The following is a 16980-nucleotide window of genomic DNA, read 5'->3' as shown; positions in this document are numbered from 1 at the left end:
TTCCTGCCGTTCTGTCGAACAATGATTCGACGCCTCGTTTGCGGAGCAGATCCCGGATGCCCGCAACCCAGAGTCACCTCGGCGCCGGCCGACCGGGCATCGGCATCTCCAGCCGTTCGGCGGGAAGTCGGCTCGACCGGTGCATGCCCCCGAGCTTCTTCGGCGGGGGCTTGAGCGTCTCGGGCCGACGGCACACCGCGGCGAAGGGCCTCGGGAAGTTCTGGAGCCACCGACGGTCAGATCCCGACCGGGAACCAGGCTTAAGAATACTCGCGGTCCTCACCCCCCAACTAGGTGTCACAACTGAGGAGTTGGCTGTTCAGTGCTGCTTGCGGGGCCGGTATTTTGACCGCTCGTACCGTCTGGCTCAACTCTCCGGGCTTGGGCATGGTTCGCGCCCGTTGCTTGGGTCTGGTGGCGGTCGGTCGTAGGCACGGAGGGGCTGCTGCACTTCACTGCTGCACGGCACCCCGGGAAGGTCTGCCTGGACGGGACAGCATGACGGCCGGCGCTTGCGTGATCATGAGCAAATGGAATCGTGGACGATCAAACACTTCTCGCAGGCCAACCCAGCGGGAACCGGGCAGGATGACGTGCCTGCGCTGCTCCGTAGAGTCGCAGACTCGATCGAAAGCCTTGGCTTGGTTCAGGTTCAGGATCTCGTCATGCATACGGAGATCACTGCGGACGGCGATCGGCCGAGTCTTACGGTCTACTTCCACGACGCCGAAGACTGATCCGGGCTGTACACGGACGCTTTGCATGTCGTCCGCTTCCTTATCAGGTCGATCACCCGGGATTACCGACGTCGACCAACCGGGCCAGAGCCTCGGCCGATCGTCTACTGGAGTCTGACGTCGACCACTGCTGTTCGCGCTTGTTGGTGTCAGCCACTTGGTGTCAGCCGACGCGCGCAGTCTTGACAAGCGCGGCCATTTTCTCCGCCCTGCCGGGGACCGCCCCCGTCATCTCCGGCGACTCCTGTGAGAATGCCGCGACGGTGACGCCAGTCATGAGGCGGGGGGAGGAGGAACGGCGTGCTTCTCTGTGGGGTGCTCACACTGATCGCGGGCGGCGCTTTCATCGTGGTGGCCTGTGGCTATCGAGGCGTGGACATCTGGGTGTGGGACTGGGCAGACGTGACCTTTTCACCGCGTTACAGGACGCGATGGGGGTCGCCCTGGAAGAGCCTTGAACGCATGAGACTGCAGCTCGGATTCATGGGAGTCGCGTTGGTGATCCTCGGACTGGTGACCGTGACGCGCTGAGAGCGCGGTAGCGGTCGACCCTCTGCTTTTCGTCCGCGCGTCAGGCTTACCGCCGCCTGCTCGCCCTCCTCTTCCTCGACCCACCACCTCCCCCAGCTCCCATCCCGTCCGCCGTCGACCCACACACCGTGGAGCGGGCGTGGTTCATGGCGTCCAGGTGGAGCGCGCCACTGTACGAACGCCCTGTACGCCATTGGCCCAGGGCGCGCTCACCCGACGCGACAGCCAGGCCCTCGGACTGCCCACCACCAGCCCACCAGCCCGAAACGTCTGCCACCTGCGCTGACGAGCCGTCACGAAGATCGAGGCCAATGCGCACTTGCCTCAACGAGGCGGCGATCAGCACTCGTTGCCGGGGCGGTCGGCTACGGAAATTTCTACGGCAGGCTTGACCGCGGCATTGGTCTAGGCCTTACCTTGGTGACGCTCGCCACTGTTCACGTGAACAGAACTTGTTCATCTACGTGAACTCTCTCCCTCGTCAGCTCGTGCCGCGCTGCATCTGGAGGACCCATGCGTCGAATCAGCCGATACGTGCTGGGCATTGCCGCCACGCTCAGCACTACGGTCGCTGTCCTTGCCGCCCCGGCATCTGCCGCCCCGGCCGTAGCCAACCCGGGCCCTGGCTTCCCTGCTCGGTACTCGGCGCCTTACGCGGAAACATGGAACTCCCCGTCGGCGCTCGCCAACGCCCGCAACGCCACGGGGCAGAAGTACTTCACCCTGGCCTTTGTCATCGCCGGGAGCGGCTGCACCGCAACCTTCAACGGTGACACGTCCATCACCGACGCCTCCTGGACCTCCGCCATCAACTCGCTGCGCGCGGCGGGCGGAGACGTCATCGTTTCCTTCGGAGGTGCTTCAGGGACGGAACTGGGTGCTGCCTGTACCTCGGTCTCCTCTCTCAAGGCCCAGTACAAGCGGGTGGTGGACAACCTCAACCTCACCCGCATCGACCTCGACATCGAAGGCTCGACACTCGACAACACCGCTGCCAACGACCGGCGGAACAAGGCTCTCGCGCAATTGCAGAGCGATTACGCGGCAGCGGGACGCCATCTCGACGTCCAATACACGCTCCCCGTCAATCCCACCGGCCTGGAGCAGAACTCCATCTCGCTGCTCAACAATGCGAAGAGCAACGGGCTGACCGTGAACCTCGTCAACATCATGACGATGGACTACGGATCGGCCATGGACATGGGCAAGGCCGCAACCGATGCGGCAACTGCTCTGCACACCCAGCTCGGCAAGATCTGGACGACCAAGACCTCCGCGCAGCTGTGGGCCATGGAGGGAAACACTCCGATGATCGGGGTCAACGACACCCAGTCCGAAGTGTTCTCCACCGCCAACGCGTCCACGCTCGCCAACTTCGCAGCCTCCAAGGGCATCCAGGAGCTCTCCTTCTGGTCGTTGGGCCGGGACAAGGCCTGCTCGTCCAACGGGCAGCTCTCCGACAGCTGCAGTGGCACCTCCCAGAGCTCCTACCAGTTCACCCGCACCCTCCGATGACCCGCGGCTCACCAGCCCCTCAGAAGCCGTATCTCAACCGACCTTGGAACGTGTGGGGCGAACGGAGTTCCTGGTCGCGTGATCTTCCGGCGGTACGCGCATGAAAGCAGGGCCTCCTGGCAGCTCGGGGGTGCAACCCCATTCCGAGCGGTTCCCGGAGGCCCTGTTGTCGTTCTTGTATGCGCCTGAGCCCGCCTGTCTCAACTCGCCCGCTGTGTCATGCGATTGCCCCTCGTCGCACGGATCTGCCGTACGTGTCCTTTGTGTGTGCTACCCATTGGTGCTTGGGCGTTCAGCCCGTGCCAGGGGAAGGGCAGCCGACCGCGCAAGATGGCTACAGCTCCTGACCCGAAGGTTACGAGCCATGCGATGGCAATACGGATCCAGTCGATAATGTCCGCCAACGCCTCGCCGTCGCTCGCGGACGGTGCACCGCCGTCCAGGAGCCTGAGCGCCCCCGCCCGAGGCCGGCTCTGTCGTCCGGTAACCCGTCCGTATGGTCTGGGCGGGCACGCAGGGCTGCGTACCTGCTGGGCTGGCGGCACACCGTGGCGAAGGGCCTCAGGAAGGTTTCGAACCGTCGGCGGTCAGTTCCCGACCGGGAACCACGAGTACTTCTCCGGCGCCCGGCAGTGGGTCGAGGAGGTCCGCACCCTCGGCCTGCACCCCCTGGAGAACGCCCGCATCGAACTGGCCGGGTTCGACCTCGCCGGAGTGAACGACATCGCCGGCGAAAGCACAGGCCAGGGCCCGGATTTCGACCGTGCCCTGGCCGGCCGCGACCCGGCCCGCGCCTGCGTGCTCCTCGCCCATCAGCCCGTCCAGATCCACGAGGCCGTCCGTCACCACGTCGACCTCCAGCTCTCCGGCCACACCCACGGCGGCCAGCTCTGGCCGGGCAACTTCATCGCGGCGGCGGCCAACCCGACCGTCGCCGGTCTGGACCGCTACGGCGACACCCAGTTGTACGTCTCCCGGGGCGCCGGCGCCTGGGGTCCGCCCACCCGGGTGGGCGCCCCGTCGGACATCACGGTCATCGAACTGGCGTCGAAACAGGCCTGACCGAAACCGCCTCGCACTCCGCTCGCACTCGCTGTGGAGGAGCTGTGAAATCCGGCGGAAACAAGCCCTCGGTAAGTTCTTCCTCATCTAGTCAGATCACTCTTCCCCCACATGAAACACCTGTGATTAGGTGAGCCGCGTCACTTAGGGGAGTGGCATTTGCGGAGGGCCTGGGTAGGGCCTGGAGCGGACCCGTGCTGGTCCTGGGGAGGGCACCAACCATGCGATCTGTTCGCATGCGGATTCTCGTGACACTTGTCGTCCTGGCGGTCGTGGGAATCGGCGGCTGGCAGTTGCTGCCGTCGCAGCAGAACAAGAACAAGACGATCACCGTCGGCACGACCGACGCCGTCACCTCGCTCGACCCGGCCGGCGCCTACGACGCCGGTTCCTGGGCGCTGTTCAACAATGTCTTCCAGACACTGCTGACCTTCGAGCCCAGCGGTGTCCAGCCGGTCCCGGACGCCGCCAAGAGCTGTGACTTCACGGACTCCGGCCTCCGGACGTACCGCTGCGTGATGCGCGACGGGATCACCTTCCCGAGCGGCAGGGAGATGACCGCCGAGGACGTGAAGTACTCCTTCGACCGGGTCAAGAAGATCAACTCCGATGTCGGCCCGGCTTCCCTGCTCTCGACGCTCGGCTCGGTGACCGCCTCCGGCAAGACCGTCACCTTCCACCTGTCGTCCCCGGACGCGACGTTCCCGTTCAAGGTGGCCACCGGCGCCGGCGCGATCGTCGACAAGGACAAGTACCCGGCGGACAAGCTGCGCACCGACAACTCGGTGGACGGCACCGGCCCCTACACCCTGACGTCGTACACGAAGGACAAGCAGGCCATCCTGCGGCCCAACGGCGACTACAAGGGTGAGCTGAGCGGCACCGGCCGCCCCATCGAGCTGGACTACTACGCCGACTCGGCCAAGCTCGCCAGCGCGTACAAGGCCAAGCAGATCGACGTGGCGACCCGGACGCTGCCGCCCGGCATGGTCTCCAAGCTCTCGCCGAGCGACCCCAACCAGCGCGTCCTGAAGGCGGACAGCTCCGAGACCCGCAACCTGTACCTGAACACCCGCAAGAGCTCGCCCCTGCACGACGTACTGGTCCGCCGGGCCCTCGCCTGGCTGATCAACCGCGAGGACCTGGCCTCGACCGTGTACGACGGCACGGTGTCGCCGCTGTACTCGCTGATCCCGGCCGGCCTCACCGGCCACACCACGTCCTTCTTCGACACCTACCCGACCCAGAGCGTCGCCAAGGCGAAGGCGCTGCTGGAGGAGGCCGGCGTCAGCACCCCCGTCACCTTCTCCTTCGGCTACGGCATCGGCCACGGCGCGGGAGCCGAGGAGGCGGCCGCACTGAAGGAGCAGCTGGAGGCGGGCGGCCTGTTCAAGGTCGACGTCAAGGGATACGAGTGGACCGACTTCCAGAAGTCGTGGGCCCAGGGGAAGATGGACGCCTGGGCCGTCGGCTGGGTCGCCGACTACCCCGACCCGGACACCTTCGGCGCCTCTCTGGTCGGCAGCGATTCGGTGATGAGCACCGGCTACAGCAACAAGGCCGTCGACAACCTCCTCCAGAACAGCCAGCAGTACGCCGACCGCAGCCGGGCCGAGCAGGACTTCCGCAACGTCCAGACGGACGTGGCGAACGACGTCCCGCTGATCCCGCTGTGGCAGCGCACGGACTACGTCCTCAGCAGCGAGGACGTGGGTGGAGCCCAGTACCTCACGGACAGTACGGGCATCTTCCGCCTATGGAGTCTGAGCTGGATCTGACGGGCTGACACCCTGCGCGCACCAGGTGACTCAGGTGCGCGCGGGGTGAGGAGCAGACGTGCTGAGACGCAACGCCTTCCGGCTCCCCCGGCACCCGGCGTCCATCGGCCTGGCCCGGCACCGGGTCCGGGACCATCTGGCCGCGTGGGGGCACGGCCCGGACACCCCGGCGGTCGGCGACGCCCTGCTCCTCGTCTCCGAACTCGCCACCAACGTCGTTCGCCACGGCCCCCTGCTGGAGCGGGAGTTCGAGGTGGCGGTGACGGCCCTGGCGGACGGCTCCTGCCTGATAGAGGTCTCGGACGAGGGCCGCGTCGAGCCCAGGCTGCGCCTCGTGAGAGAGGACGACGAGACGGGCCGGGGCCTGCACCTGGTGGAGACGATCGCGGCGGCGTGGGGGGTGTGGAGCAGAGGGAGTCACGGCAAGACCGTCTGGGCGCTGGTCTTGGCCGACCCGTAGTGCAGCGGCCCGTAAGGGGCGCGGAGTGTATCGATGTGCGGCTGCGGCGCCGTCGTGGTTGCTCGCGCAGTTCCCCGCGCCCCTAAAGGGGCGCGGGGCTGTGTCGATTTGCGGCTGCCGCCGCGTGGGCGCGACCAGCCCCCACCCACCCGCACCCGAAACTCAGCCACAACGCAACGTCACCGTCACCGCCAGCCCCTCCCCAGGAGAAGTCCGCACACACACCTCACCCCCATGCGCCTCCACCACCCCCTGCACGATCGCCATCCCCAGCCCGCTCCCCTCCGCACTCCCCACCCGGAAGAACCGGTCGAAGATCCGCCCCGCGTCCTCCTTCCCGAGCCCCGGCCCCTCGTCGGCCACACACACCCGCACCACCCCGTCCGACCGCTCCACCCCCAACCGCACGGCCGCCTCCACCGGAGTGTGCGCACGGACGTTGGCCATCAGGTTCCCCAGCACCTGCCGCAGCCCCGACTCGTCGGCCCGCACCAGCACCGCCCCGTCGGCCTCCACGGCCACCGGCCGACCCGGCTGCTGCGCCCGCAGGTCCTCCGCCGCGTCCCGCACCAGCCGGCTCACGTCGACGTTCCGGAACCGGATCTCCGGCCGCTGGTCGAGCCGCGCGAGCAGCAGCAGCTCGTCCACAAGGCGGCCCATCCGGTCCACTTCCCCGTGCATCCGGCCCCAGGCCCGCCGCCGCTCCCCGGGCTCGCTCAGCATCCCCTTCTCGTACAGCTGGAGATAGCCGCGGATGGCGGCGAGCGGGGTGCGCAGCTCGTGCGAGGCGTCGCCGACGAACCGGCGCAGCTGGGCCGCGCTGTGCTCGCGGGTCCGGTAGGCCGTCTCCACCTGGTGCAGCATGGCGTTGAGGGCGAGCCGCAGCTGTTCGACCTCCTCCGTCGGATGCTGGCTGGAGGGCACCCGCCGGGTCAGGTCGCCCTCGGCGATCGCCGACGACGTCTCCACCATGTCCTCCAGCGGCAGCAGCCGTTGCCGCACGCTGTACATGGTCAGGCAGCACAGCAGTGCGAGCAGCAGCGAGCCGACCGCGAAGTCGAGCTTGAGCGCCTTGGCGATGCCCTTGTGCAGCAGTTCGGTCGAGGTGGCCAGCAGGATGTAGGGGCCGTCGGCGAGCCGGGTCGCCGTCACCCGGTAGGACGCGCCGTGCACGTCGATGTCGTGCGGGTCGGGTGCGGCGGCGAGGGCGCGCGGGTCGGACACGGCGGCGGCGAGGGAGCGCTGGGCCTCGGTCGGCTTCATGTCGAAGAGGGAGATCGCGTCGCCCTTGGTGTCGATGACCGCGAAGATCGAGTCCGGTGTCGGGTCGGACTCGGTGGGGATGATCCGGTCGCGGATCACACCGAGCGCGCTCAGCGAGTCGACCTGCCGCAGCGTCAGTCCCGAACTCCCCAGTGACGTACGCATCTTCAGCAGCTCGGAGTCCACCTGGTCGAGCAGGTACAGCCGCATGCCCATGATGCTCACGGTGGTCGCCACCACGATGCCGACGGCGAGCAGCCCCACGTTGGCCAGGGTGAGCTTGCCGCGCAGCGAGTGCAGTCCGTGCCGGTGCCGGCGTTTGCCGAGGCTCATGTCAGGCCGTATCCGACACCCCGCCGGGTGGTGATCACCGGCGCTCCCAGGGCGTCGAGCTTGCGCCGCAGATAGCTGATGTAGGTCTCCACGACGGTCGACTCGGACGGTATGTGCTCGTACTGCCAGACGTGCTTGAGCAACTGCTCCTTCGGCACGATCCGGCCGCCGTTGCGCACCAGGAAGCGCAGCAGCGCGTACTCGGTCGGGGTCAGCTCGACCGTGCGGCCGGCGCGGTGCACCGAGTACGTCGCCTCGTCCAGCTCCAGGTCGCCGTAGCGCAGCGGCGGGCGCTGCTGGATGACGTCCGCCGGGCGGGTGCGGCGCAGCACGGCGCCGATCCGGGCGACGACCTCGTCGATGTTGAACGGCTTGGTGATGTAGTCGTCGCCGTAGCCGAGCGCCCCGACTATCTCGGCGGGCGCGTCCCGCGCGGTCAGGAACACCAGCGCCAGGTCCGGCCGCCGGGCACGCAGTTCCCGCCCCAACGCCCGCCCGTCGCCGTCCGGCAGCATCACGTCGAGCAGGGCCGCGTCCGGCCGGGTGCGCTCGGCCAGTGCGAGGGCGTCCCGGACCGTGCCGGCCGTCATCACCTCGAACCGGTGGTAGCGCAGGGCGATGGCGAGGACGTCCGCGATGCTCGGCTCGTCCTCCACGATCAGCACGGTGCTGCCTGGAGCCGTCATGCCCCCAGTATCGGCGCCGCCACCGACAGCGGGGGGCGCGCAGCTTTGGAGTTCCTTGAGAGTCATGCGCGCCCCGTGTCCCGGCGCGCCGCCCGCTGCCGATCCTGTTGCCCAGGACCTGGGGGACCAACCGACCGAAGTGATCTACGACAAGGAGCTGTTGAGCGTGACGGCATTGGCACGGTGGTGCTATCGGCACCGGCTGGTGGTCCTGTTGGTGTGGGTGGGGGCACTCCTCGGCCTGGGCTTCTCGGCCTCGGCGGCGGGCACGAACTACGCGAACGTGTTCTCCCTCCCCGACACGGACTCCAAGAGCGCGTACGACCTGATGGAGAAGGCCTTCCCGAACACCTCCGGTGACACGGACACCGTGGTGTGGAAGGTAGACAGCGGCTCGGTGACGGACAAGGCGGTCCAGGGCCGCGTCCAGCCGGCCCTCGACAAGATCGCGAAGCTGCCCGGCGTGGGCGCGGTCACCAGCCCCTACGCCGGCGCCCGGGGGTCGGCGCAGATCAGCAAGGACGGCACGATCGCCTACGCCCAGCTGACCTTCACCAAGCGGGCGAACGAGATACCCAAGGAGCAGGTGCAGAAGGTCCTCGACACCGCGCAGGCCGCCGAACGGTCCGGTCTGCAGGTGGAGCTGGGCGGCCAGGCCATCCAGCGCGTCCAGGAGCCGCCGCAGGGCCTCTCCGAGATGGTCGGCATCATCGCGGCGGCCGTCGTCCTCTTCCTGGCCTTCGGCTCCTTCTTCGCGATGACCCTGCCCATCGCGATCGCCGTCTTCGGCGTCGGCATGGGCCTGTTCTCCACCCAGTTGCTCAGCCACACCACCGACATCCCCGACATCGCCCCGCTGCTGGCCTCCCTGATCGGCCTCGGCGTCGGCATCGACTACGCGCTGTTCATCGTCACCCGGCACCGGCGCGGCATCCTGCGCGGCATGGACCCGGAGGAGTCGGCGGTCACCGCACTCAACACCTCCGGCCGGGCGGTGCTGTTCGCGGGCGGCACGGTCTGCATAGCCCTGGCCGGCATGCTGGTCACGAGGCTGCGCTTCCTGGACGGCGTGGTCATCGGCACGTCCCTCACGGTCGTGCTGAGCGTCCTCGCGGCCACCACCCTCCTCCCGGCCCTCCTCGGCTTCCTCGGCCCGCGCGTCCTCAGCCGCCGCCAGCGCCGCCGGCTGGCCGCCGAGGGCCCGGAGCCGGAGAAGGCGAGCGGACTCGCGGCCCGCTGGTCGGCGAACGTGCAGAAGCGCCCGCGCCGCATCGCGGCGATCGCGGTGGTCGTCATGGCCGTGCTGGCCATCCCGGTCCTCTCCCTCCGCCTCGGCGCCACCGACCAGGGCAACGACGACGCGTCCACGACCACCAGGAAGGCCTACGACCTGCTCGCCGAGGGCTTCGGCCCCGGCTTCAACGGCCCCCTCCAGGTGGTCAGCGTCGGCGGCGACACGGCGAAGCTGGTCCAGGGCCTGCAGTCGACCCCGGGCGTCGCCCAGGTGGCCGAGCTGCCCCCGTCCCAGGGCGTCACCGTCATCCAGGTCGTCCCGACCACCTCCCCGCAGTCCAAGGAGACGGACGACCTCATCGACACCCTGCGCGACAAGGTGATCCCGCAGGCGGGCGCGGAGGCCCACGTGGGCGGGGTGACGGCGGTGTCCAAGGACTTCGCCTCCGTCACCGGCGACCGCCTGCCCCTCTTCATCGCCACGATCATCGCCCTGGGCTTCCTGCTCCTCCTGGTCGCCTTCCGCTCCCTGGTCGTCCCGCTGACGGCCGCCCTGATGAACCTGATCGCGGCGGCGGCCTCCTTCGGCGTCCTGGTGGCGGTCTTCCAGTGGGGCTGGGGCCTGGACCTGCTGGGCCTCGGCAAGGAGGGACCGATCAACGCGTTCCTCCCGGTCATCATGCTCTCCCTGCTCTTCGGCCTCTCCATGGACTACCAGGTGTTCCTGGTGAGCCGGATGCACGAGGAGTGGGTGCACACGAAGGACAACGCACGGGCGGTCCGGGTCGGCCTCGCGGAGACCAGCCGCGTCATCAACAGCGCGGCCCTGATCATGGTCTGCGTCTTCCTGGCCTTCGTCCTGAGCGGCGACTCGGGCGCGGCGACGGCGGGCGTGGGCCTGGCGGCCGCGGTCGCCCTGGACGCCTTCATCCTCCGTACGGCCCTGGTCCCGGCGGCGATGCACCTGCTGGGCAACTCCAACTGGTGGCTGCCGGCCTGGCTGGACAAGCGGCTCCCGCACCTGGCGGTGGAACCGCAGGAGACGGCTTCTCCGGAGCCGACCGAGCCCACCGGCCCGGCCACGGTGATCCACGGCTTCGTCCGCACGACGGACGGCGACCCGGTGGAGGAGGCGTCGGTGACCCTGATGTCCAAGGGAGGCCGCCAACTGGACCGGGTGACGTCCCTCGCGGACGGCTCCTACATCGTGTCGGTACCGGCGCCGGGCGCGTATCTGCTGGCGGTGACGTCATCGACGCACGGCTCGAAGGCCCGGCAGGTGACGGTGGCGGAGGGGCCGGTGGTGTACGACGTGGAACTCGCCGAGGGTGAGGTGGACGCGGTCAATTGACCTTGGGCTGCCCGGCTTTGAGGATCTGATCAACGTCGAGGGTGACCTTGGCGCCGATGGAGTCGGGCAGAGTGACGACCTCGCCGGGGGCGTGCACGCGGCGGTTCGCGTACTCGTCTCCGGTGGGATCGGTCATCACGTGGAGACGCTGGTGTTTGCGGTCGACGACCACGTACACGGGGACCTTGGCCTCGGCATACGCGGAGACCTTGGTCAGAAGATCCCCCGCCCACTGGGTCGAGGTGACTTCCAGAACCAGCCGGAAGCAGACGGCCTCGTAGCAGTTGAGCTTGACCAGGTGATCATCGAAGTCGTTGTCGACCACGGCCAGGTCGGGAACAGCGAATTGCGGGTTCTCCTGCTCGGGCAGCCAGAGGCCGACGCCTTGAACCACGCTCGTCTCTTCTTCATCGAGGCCTGCCGCGATGAACGGGCGCATGAGCTTCGTCAGGGCGCGGGCATGTGCGCCGTCCGGGGGCGGGGACACGATGATCTGGTCTCCGATGATCTCGACGCGATAGCCCGGCATCCGGTCCATGATGTCGATGGCCACGGCCAAGAGCGTCCTCGGACGACCCTCGTGTGGCATCTCGACAGGTACAGCGGACATCACATGCCTCCTGTGGCTGGTGTCGAGACCATCATCGTAGGCAGCTGAGCCCCCCGCTGTCCCGTTCGACCCCCTTCACCCGAAAGTGATCACTTGCCCTTCGCCTTGACCGCGGGGTCGGGCAGTACCCGCGTCATCCCCGGCAGGAAGTCCGTGAACAGTTCGTGGACCTCAAGCACCAGCGGCCGCAGCACCCGGAACCGCGCGAGCGACACCCCACGGGCCGTCAGCCGCGCGCCCCGCTCGGCCAGCCGATAGCTCCGCTCGCGCCCCTCGGTCCGGTCGAAGATCCAGTACAGCACCAGCCCCATCTGCGAGAGCCACATCAACTCCGGAAGCACGTCCCGCAGTTCAGGGGCGACCTTCGTCTTCGCGCCCGCCAGCACCTCCCGGTGCACGCGGATCGCCTCCTCGCGCGCGTGCTCGCTCTCCGGGGAGAAGGGGCTGAGCGGGCTGTCGGGGTCGGCGGCGTTCTTGAAGAAGTGGACCGCGAACTCGTGGTACGGCCGGGCGATGTCCAGCCACACCTTGAGCACCCCCGCGAGCCTCGCCTCCAGGTCGGTCTCCTTGTCCAGGACCTCGCGGACCGCCACCCGGTGTTCGGCGGCGAGCTGGTCGTAGAAGCCCTGGATCAGGTGTTCCTTGCCGGCGAAGTAGTAGTACGCGTTGCCGACGGAGACCCCGGCCTCGGTGGCGATCGCCCGCATCGTGGTCTTCTCGTAGCCCCGCTCCCGGAACAGCCGCATCGCCGTCTCCAGGATCAGCGCGCGGGTCTGCTCGGACTTGCTCTGGGCACCGGCCTCGACGGGACCGTCGTTCTTCGCGGACACGGACAGAGCCTAACCAGTGGTGCAGACGCCGCCGTCACAGCCCGGAGGGGAGTAGATCCACCCGATACCGGGTTCGTACGCCCACCCGTCCTCCCGGCGGAAGGTCTTCCCGGTCCCCAGCCCGCCCCGCCACCAGGCTGCCGCGAGTACCGCGCCCCGTGCCAGCCGGGCCCCGGCCGGTGTGCTCAGCCGGTGGGCCAGCGGCCGCTGCTCTCGCAGGGCCCACAGCACGACGATCCACGCGGCGGTGTCCCGGTACACCTGCCCGCCGTCGCCGACGACGGTGACCTCGTCGAGGGTGGCGGAGTGGTCGAGTCCGGGGAACCGGGTCCGGGCCTCGTCCGAGCCGGCGGGCACGAGGGTGAGCGGCACCAGCTGCGGCTGGCGCCCGAGCCAGTCGCGCAGGTGGGTGCAGAGGGTGCACTCCGCGTCGTAGAGGACGGTGAGCCCGCGGACCGGGACGCGCACGGCGCCCCGGTCCACCGTTGCCGGCACGGCGCTCACGCCCCGGCCGCCGGTGCGGTCCAGCCCTGCGGCGGGACCGGCGGGAACTGCTCCTTCTCCATGATTCCGCGCCGCCGTATCCGGTTCAGCACGTACACGTTGCCGAGGTGCATCACGCCGAGCACCAGCAGCACCACCCCGAGCTTGGCGGACAGCGCCTCGAAGATGCCCCGGGTGTCCTCGACCGTGTCGCTGGTGTGCAGGTAGAGCGCGACGAAGCCCAGGTTGACGAGGTAGAAGCCGACCACCAGCAGGTGGTTGACGGCGTCGGCGAGCTGCTCGTTCCCGTGCAGGACGTCGGAGAGGAAGATCCGCCCGTTGCGGCTGAGCGTGCGGGCCACCCAGATGGTCAGACCGATGCTGACGATCAGGTAGATGACGTAGGCGATGACGGTACGGTCCATGCCCCACCCCTTCTTGAACGCGTTCAAAAAGCTGACAGGGATGACTGTAGACCTGCTTTTGAACACGTTCAACTCGGTTGTGGGGTGATCCCGTTCACGCTCGCCGCGCCAGCTCCGGCCGTTTGCTGTAGTCCGTGAAGCCGAGGATGTTCCCCCAGGGATCGGCGACCTCGACGGTCCAGCCGGTGGCCACGGAGAACGGCTCGTCGAGGACGGCGATCCCGGCCTCCTTGAACCGCTCGGCCGCGGCCCGCGCGTCCGGCACCTCCAGCCATACGCGCGGCGACGCCCACACCGCCGGCCGGTGCCCCAGCCCCTCCTCGGCGCGCAACAGGATCCCGGGCGTCTCGCCCCCGACCTTCAGCAGGGCGATCCCGCCCTCGTCGAACCGGAACCCGACCGTGAACCCGGCCCGCTCGTAGAAGGCGACGGCATCCGCGAGCCTCCCGACGGGCATCACGACGTTGTCGAACCCGAGCAGTTCGTACGACTCGTCATCTGACATGCGATCAGATTAGGAGTGGAGATGACCGTTGCCGGGCGGGCTGACCGTCGGGTCACTCAATGGGCCGAGAAGGGGGCCGCCGCGTCGGTACGCTGAGCCGTCGTCGGTGCCGGGCGAGCGAGGGGGCGGGGATGGCTCCGGGAGCAGAGGCCTTCCACGGCGAGGCGCGGGCGGCTTTCGCCGAGGTCGCGCGGCGGCTGGGCCTGGACGGGCCGGGCGGCGGGGAAGGGGACCGGTATCTCGCCGTCGCGACCTACGCCGGCTCGGGAGTGACCTACAAGGCGGTCCTCGGCCTGTGGCAGGGGGACGTCGAGATCCACGTCTGCCGCACGACCCCGCTGACCGAGTGCAAGGTCGGCATCGAGGGGCTGGCGGTCACGGCAGGCGTCGTGGACCGCCGTGGCGGGGTCTCCTTCGGCGCCCGCAGCCTCCGCCGGCTGCGCAGGTCCCTGGCCGGCCAGGTCCGTTACGTCGAACTCGTGCACCCCCTGGTCTCCGGCGACCCGGACCGGGCCCTGTCGCTGATGCGCGCGGCGGGCGCCCGGGAATGGCGCAGACCGGCCGTGAGCTGACTCCGGGTACGGCGAAGGCCCCGTTCCCTTCGCGGGAACGGGGCCTTGGCCGTCGTGGCGGAGCGGAGCTCAGAAGCGGCGCGTGATCAGCGCTCGCTTCACCTCCTGGATCGCCTTGGTGACCTCGATACCGCGCGGGCAGGCGTCCGTGCAGTTGAAGGTCGTGCGGCAGCGCCAGACGCCGTCGCGGTCGTTCAGGATCTCCAGGCGCTGCTCGGCGGCCTCGTCACGCGAGTCGAAGATGAAGCGGTGCGCGTTGACGATGGCGGCCGGACCGAAGTACTGGCCGTCGTTCCAGAAGACCGGGCAGGAGGACGTGCAGGCCGCGCAGAGGATGCACTTCGTCGTGTCGTCGAAGCGCTCGCGGTCCTCGGCCGACTGCAGACGCTCGCGCGTCGGCTCGTTCGTCTCCTTGGTGATCAGGAACGGCATCACGTCCCGGTACGCCTGGAAGAACGGCTCCATGTCCACGACCAGGTCCTTCAGGACCGTGAGGCCCTTGATGGGCTCGACCGTGATCGGCTTCTCGGGGTTGATGTCCTTGATCAGCGTCTTGCAGGCGAGACGGTTCTTGCCGTTGATCCGCATGGCGTCCGAGCCGCAGATGCCGTGGGCGCAGGAGCGGCGGAAGGTCAGCGTGCCGTCGACATCCCACTTGATCTTGTGGAGGCCGTCGAGGACGCGCTCCTTCGGGTCGATCTCCAGCTGGAAGTCTTCCCAGACGGCGTCCGCGGAGACCTCCGGGTTGAAGCGGCGGACCCGGAAGGTGACCGTGATGAGGTGGTCCGAGGCCGCGGCCTCCGCCTCCACCTTGTCCAGAACGGGAGTTGCCATCAGTACTTACGCTCCATCGGCTGGTAGCGGGTCTGGACGACCGGCTTGTAATCGAGACGGATGGACTCGGCGCCGTCGTCGCCCACCTCGCGGTACGCCATGGTGTGGCGCATGAAGTTGACGTCGTCGCGGTTGGGGTAGTCCTCGCGGTAGTGACCGCCGCGGGACTCCTTGCGGGCCAGCGCGGAGACCGCCATGACCTCGGCGAGGTCGAGCAGGTTGCCCAGCTCGATGGCCTCCAGCAGGTCCGTGTTGAACCGCCTGCCCTTGTCCTGGATCGAGACGTTCTTGTAGCGCTCGCGCAGCTCCGCGATCTTCTCGACCGCCGTCTTGATCGTCTGCTCGGTACGGAACACCATGACGTTGGCGTCCATGGTCTCCTGCAGCTCCCTGCGGAGCGTGCCGACCCGCTCGTTGCCCGTCGAGGTGCGCAGCCGCTCGATCTGGGAGACGACGAACTCGGCCGGGTTCTCCGGGAGTTCGACGAAGCCGACGGTGTGCGCGTATTCGGCGGCCGCGATGCCCGCCCGGCGGCCGAACACGTTGATGTCCAGGAGCGAGTTGGTGCCGAGGCGGTTGGCGCCGTGCACCGAGACGCAGGCGACCTCGCCGGCGGCGTACAGACCGGGGACGACGGTCGTGTTGTCGCTCAGCACCTCACCCTCGACGTTGGTCGGGATGCCGCCCATGGCGTAGTGCGCGGTGGGCTGGATCGGGATCGGGTCCGTGTACGGCTCGATGCCGAGGTAGGTGCGCGCGAACTCGGTGATGTCCGGGAGCTTCGCGTCCAGCTGCTCCGGCGGAAGGTGCGTGAGGTCGAGGTAGACGTGGTCGCCCTCGGGACCGCAGCCGCGGCCCTCACGGATCTCCGTGTAGATGGAGCGGGACACGACGTCACGGGACGCGAGGTCCTTCATGACCGGCGCGTACTTCTCCATGAAGCGCTCGCCGTCCTTGTTGCGGAGGATGCCGCCCTCACCGCGGGCGCCCTCCGTCAGCAGGATGCCCATGCGCCAGATGCCGGTCGGGTGGAACTGGAAGAACTCCATGTCCTCCAGCGGCAGGCCGCGACGGTAGACCGCCGCCTGGCCGTCGCCCGTCAGCGTGTGCGCGTTCGACGTCACCTTGAAGAACTTGCCGGTGCCGCCGGAGGCGTAGATGACGGCCTTCGCCTGGAAGATGTGGATCTCACCGGTGGCGAGCTCGTAGGCGACCACACCGGCCGACTTCTTGACGCCGTCTTCCTCGGTGATCAGCTGGTCCAGGACGTAGAACTCGTTGAAGAACTCCACGCCCTCCTTCACGCAGTTCTGGTACAGCGTCTGGAGGATCATGTGGCCGGTGCGGTCGGCCGCGTAGCAGGACCGGCGGACCGGCGCCTCGCCGTGGTTGCGGGAGTGACCGCCGAACCGGCGCTGGTCGATCGTCCCGTTGGGCGTCCGGTTGAACGGCAGGCCCATCTTCTCCAGGTCGAGGACGGCGTCGATGGCCTCCTTCGCCAGGATCTCGGCGGCGTCCTGGTCGACCAGGTAGTCACCGCCCTTGACCGTGTCGAAGGTGTGCCACTCCCAGTTGTCCTCCTCCACGTTGGCGAGCGCGGCGGCCATACCGCCCTGCGCGGCGCCCGTGTGGGAGCGGGTGGGGTAGAGCTTGGTCAGGACCGCGGTGCGGCTGCGCTTCGTGGACTCGATGGCCGCGCGCATGCCCGCGCCGCCGGCGCCGACGATGACGGTGTCGTACTTGTGGATCTTCATGTCGTTAGTACCTCAGCC

Annotated in this window: 15 protein-coding genes and 1 pseudogene; 7 read left to right on the top strand and 9 right to left on the bottom strand. The window is 68.5% G+C overall.

Going from position 1 to position 16980, the window contains the following annotated elements; all coding sequences use genetic code 11:
• Positions 1-530: 530 nt before the first annotated feature.
• The 5 genes and pseudogenes from SSP29_RS05425 (at position 531) to SSP29_RS05395 (ending at position 6083) form a co-directional block, all read left to right on the top strand.
• Positions 531-737 carry a hypothetical protein gene (locus tag SSP29_RS05425; protein WP_089099286.1) on the top strand — a complete coding sequence of 69 codons (207 nt, stop codon included), beginning with the start codon at positions 531-533 and terminating at the stop codon, positions 735-737.
• 1044 nt (positions 738-1781) lie between these two features.
• Positions 1782-2783, top strand: coding sequence for a chitinase (locus SSP29_RS05415; protein WP_089099284.1), 1002 nt, complete (start codon positions 1782-1784; stop codon positions 2781-2783).
• Positions 2784-3365: 582 nt separating this feature from the next.
• Positions 3366-3845, top strand: a pseudogene (locus tag SSP29_RS05405) (metallophosphoesterase); the annotation flags it as partial.
• A 221-nt stretch (positions 3846-4066) separates the two neighbouring features.
• Positions 4067-5623 carry an ABC transporter substrate-binding protein gene (locus tag SSP29_RS05400; RefSeq protein WP_089099282.1) on the top strand — a complete coding sequence of 519 codons (1557 nt, stop codon included), beginning with the start codon at positions 4067-4069 and terminating at the stop codon, positions 5621-5623.
• A 58-nt stretch (positions 5624-5681) separates the two neighbouring features.
• The gene (locus SSP29_RS05395; RefSeq protein ID WP_089099281.1) at positions 5682-6083 is read left to right on the top strand and encodes an ATP-binding protein; all 402 of its coding nucleotides are present in this window, start codon (positions 5682-5684) and stop codon (positions 6081-6083) included.
• Positions 6084-6245: 162 nt separating this feature from the next.
• On the opposite strand, the gene SSP29_RS05390 is transcribed toward SSP29_RS05395, so the two are convergent.
• Together SSP29_RS05390 and SSP29_RS05385 are read right to left on the bottom strand one after the other, a co-directional pair.
• Entirely contained in the window at positions 6246-7679 is a 1434-nt protein-coding gene (locus SSP29_RS05390; protein ID WP_089099280.1) for a sensor histidine kinase, read from the bottom strand.
• Complete coding sequence (locus tag SSP29_RS05385) at positions 7676-8365, bottom strand: response regulator transcription factor (RefSeq protein ID WP_089099279.1); 690 nt, start codon at positions 8363-8365, stop codon at positions 7676-7678. The genes SSP29_RS05390 and SSP29_RS05385 overlap by 4 nt, the downstream gene beginning before the upstream one ends.
• A gap of 175 nt (positions 8366-8540) precedes the next feature.
• Between SSP29_RS05385 and SSP29_RS05380 the strand changes: the two genes are divergently transcribed.
• On the top strand, positions 8541-10949 hold the full coding sequence (locus tag SSP29_RS05380) for an MMPL family transporter (protein ID WP_089099817.1): 2409 nt from the start codon (positions 8541-8543) through the stop codon (positions 10947-10949).
• Here SSP29_RS05380 and SSP29_RS05375 read toward each other — a convergent pair.
• The 5 genes from SSP29_RS05375 to SSP29_RS05355 form a co-directional block, all read right to left on the bottom strand.
• Complete coding sequence (locus tag SSP29_RS05375; protein WP_089099278.1) at positions 10942-11559, bottom strand: Uma2 family endonuclease; 618 nt, start codon at positions 11557-11559, stop codon at positions 10942-10944. The two genes, SSP29_RS05380 and SSP29_RS05375, sit on opposite strands and share 8 nt — an antisense overlap.
• A gap of 89 nt (positions 11560-11648) precedes the next feature.
• Positions 11649-12389 carry a TetR family transcriptional regulator gene (locus tag SSP29_RS05370; RefSeq protein WP_089099277.1) on the bottom strand — a complete coding sequence of 247 codons (741 nt, stop codon included), beginning with the start codon at positions 12387-12389 and terminating at the stop codon, positions 11649-11651.
• A gap of 9 nt (positions 12390-12398) precedes the next feature.
• Entirely contained in the window at positions 12399-12893 is a 495-nt protein-coding gene (locus SSP29_RS55035; protein ID WP_089099276.1) for a thiol-disulfide oxidoreductase DCC family protein, read from the bottom strand.
• Positions 12890-13297 carry a hypothetical protein gene (locus tag SSP29_RS55030; RefSeq protein WP_089099275.1) on the bottom strand — a complete coding sequence of 136 codons (408 nt, stop codon included), beginning with the start codon at positions 13295-13297 and terminating at the stop codon, positions 12890-12892. The genes SSP29_RS55035 and SSP29_RS55030 overlap by 4 nt, the downstream gene beginning before the upstream one ends.
• A gap of 94 nt (positions 13298-13391) precedes the next feature.
• A complete protein-coding gene (locus SSP29_RS05355; RefSeq protein WP_089099274.1) occupies positions 13392-13802 on the bottom strand; it encodes a VOC family protein in 411 nt (136 codons plus the stop codon).
• Positions 13803-13933: 131 nt separating this feature from the next.
• Here SSP29_RS05355 and SSP29_RS05350 point away from each other — a divergent pair, with 131 nt between their 5' ends.
• Positions 13934-14374, top strand: a complete 441-nt coding sequence (locus SSP29_RS05350) for a hypothetical protein (protein WP_089099273.1) — start codon at positions 13934-13936, stop codon at positions 14372-14374.
• A gap of 69 nt (positions 14375-14443) precedes the next feature.
• Here SSP29_RS05350 and SSP29_RS05345 read toward each other — a convergent pair whose 3' ends face one another.
• Positions 14444-15208 (bottom strand): succinate dehydrogenase iron-sulfur subunit, encoded by a 765-nt coding sequence (locus SSP29_RS05345; protein ID WP_089099272.1) that lies wholly within the window; start codon positions 15206-15208, stop codon positions 14444-14446.
• Entirely contained in the window at positions 15208-16962 is a 1755-nt protein-coding gene (sdhA, locus tag SSP29_RS05340) for a succinate dehydrogenase flavoprotein subunit (protein ID WP_089099271.1), read from the bottom strand. Before sdhA ends, SSP29_RS05345 begins: the two co-directional genes overlap by 1 nt.
• Positions 16963-16980: the final 18 nt, after the last annotated feature.

The sequence above is a fragment of the Streptomyces hyaluromycini genome, from assembly GCF_002217755.1.
GTDB lineage: Bacteria > Actinomycetota > Actinomycetes > Streptomycetales > Streptomycetaceae > Streptomyces > Streptomyces hyaluromycini.
Note: the sequence above shows the minus strand (reverse complement) of the source record. Positions and strands in the feature narration are given on the sequence as shown.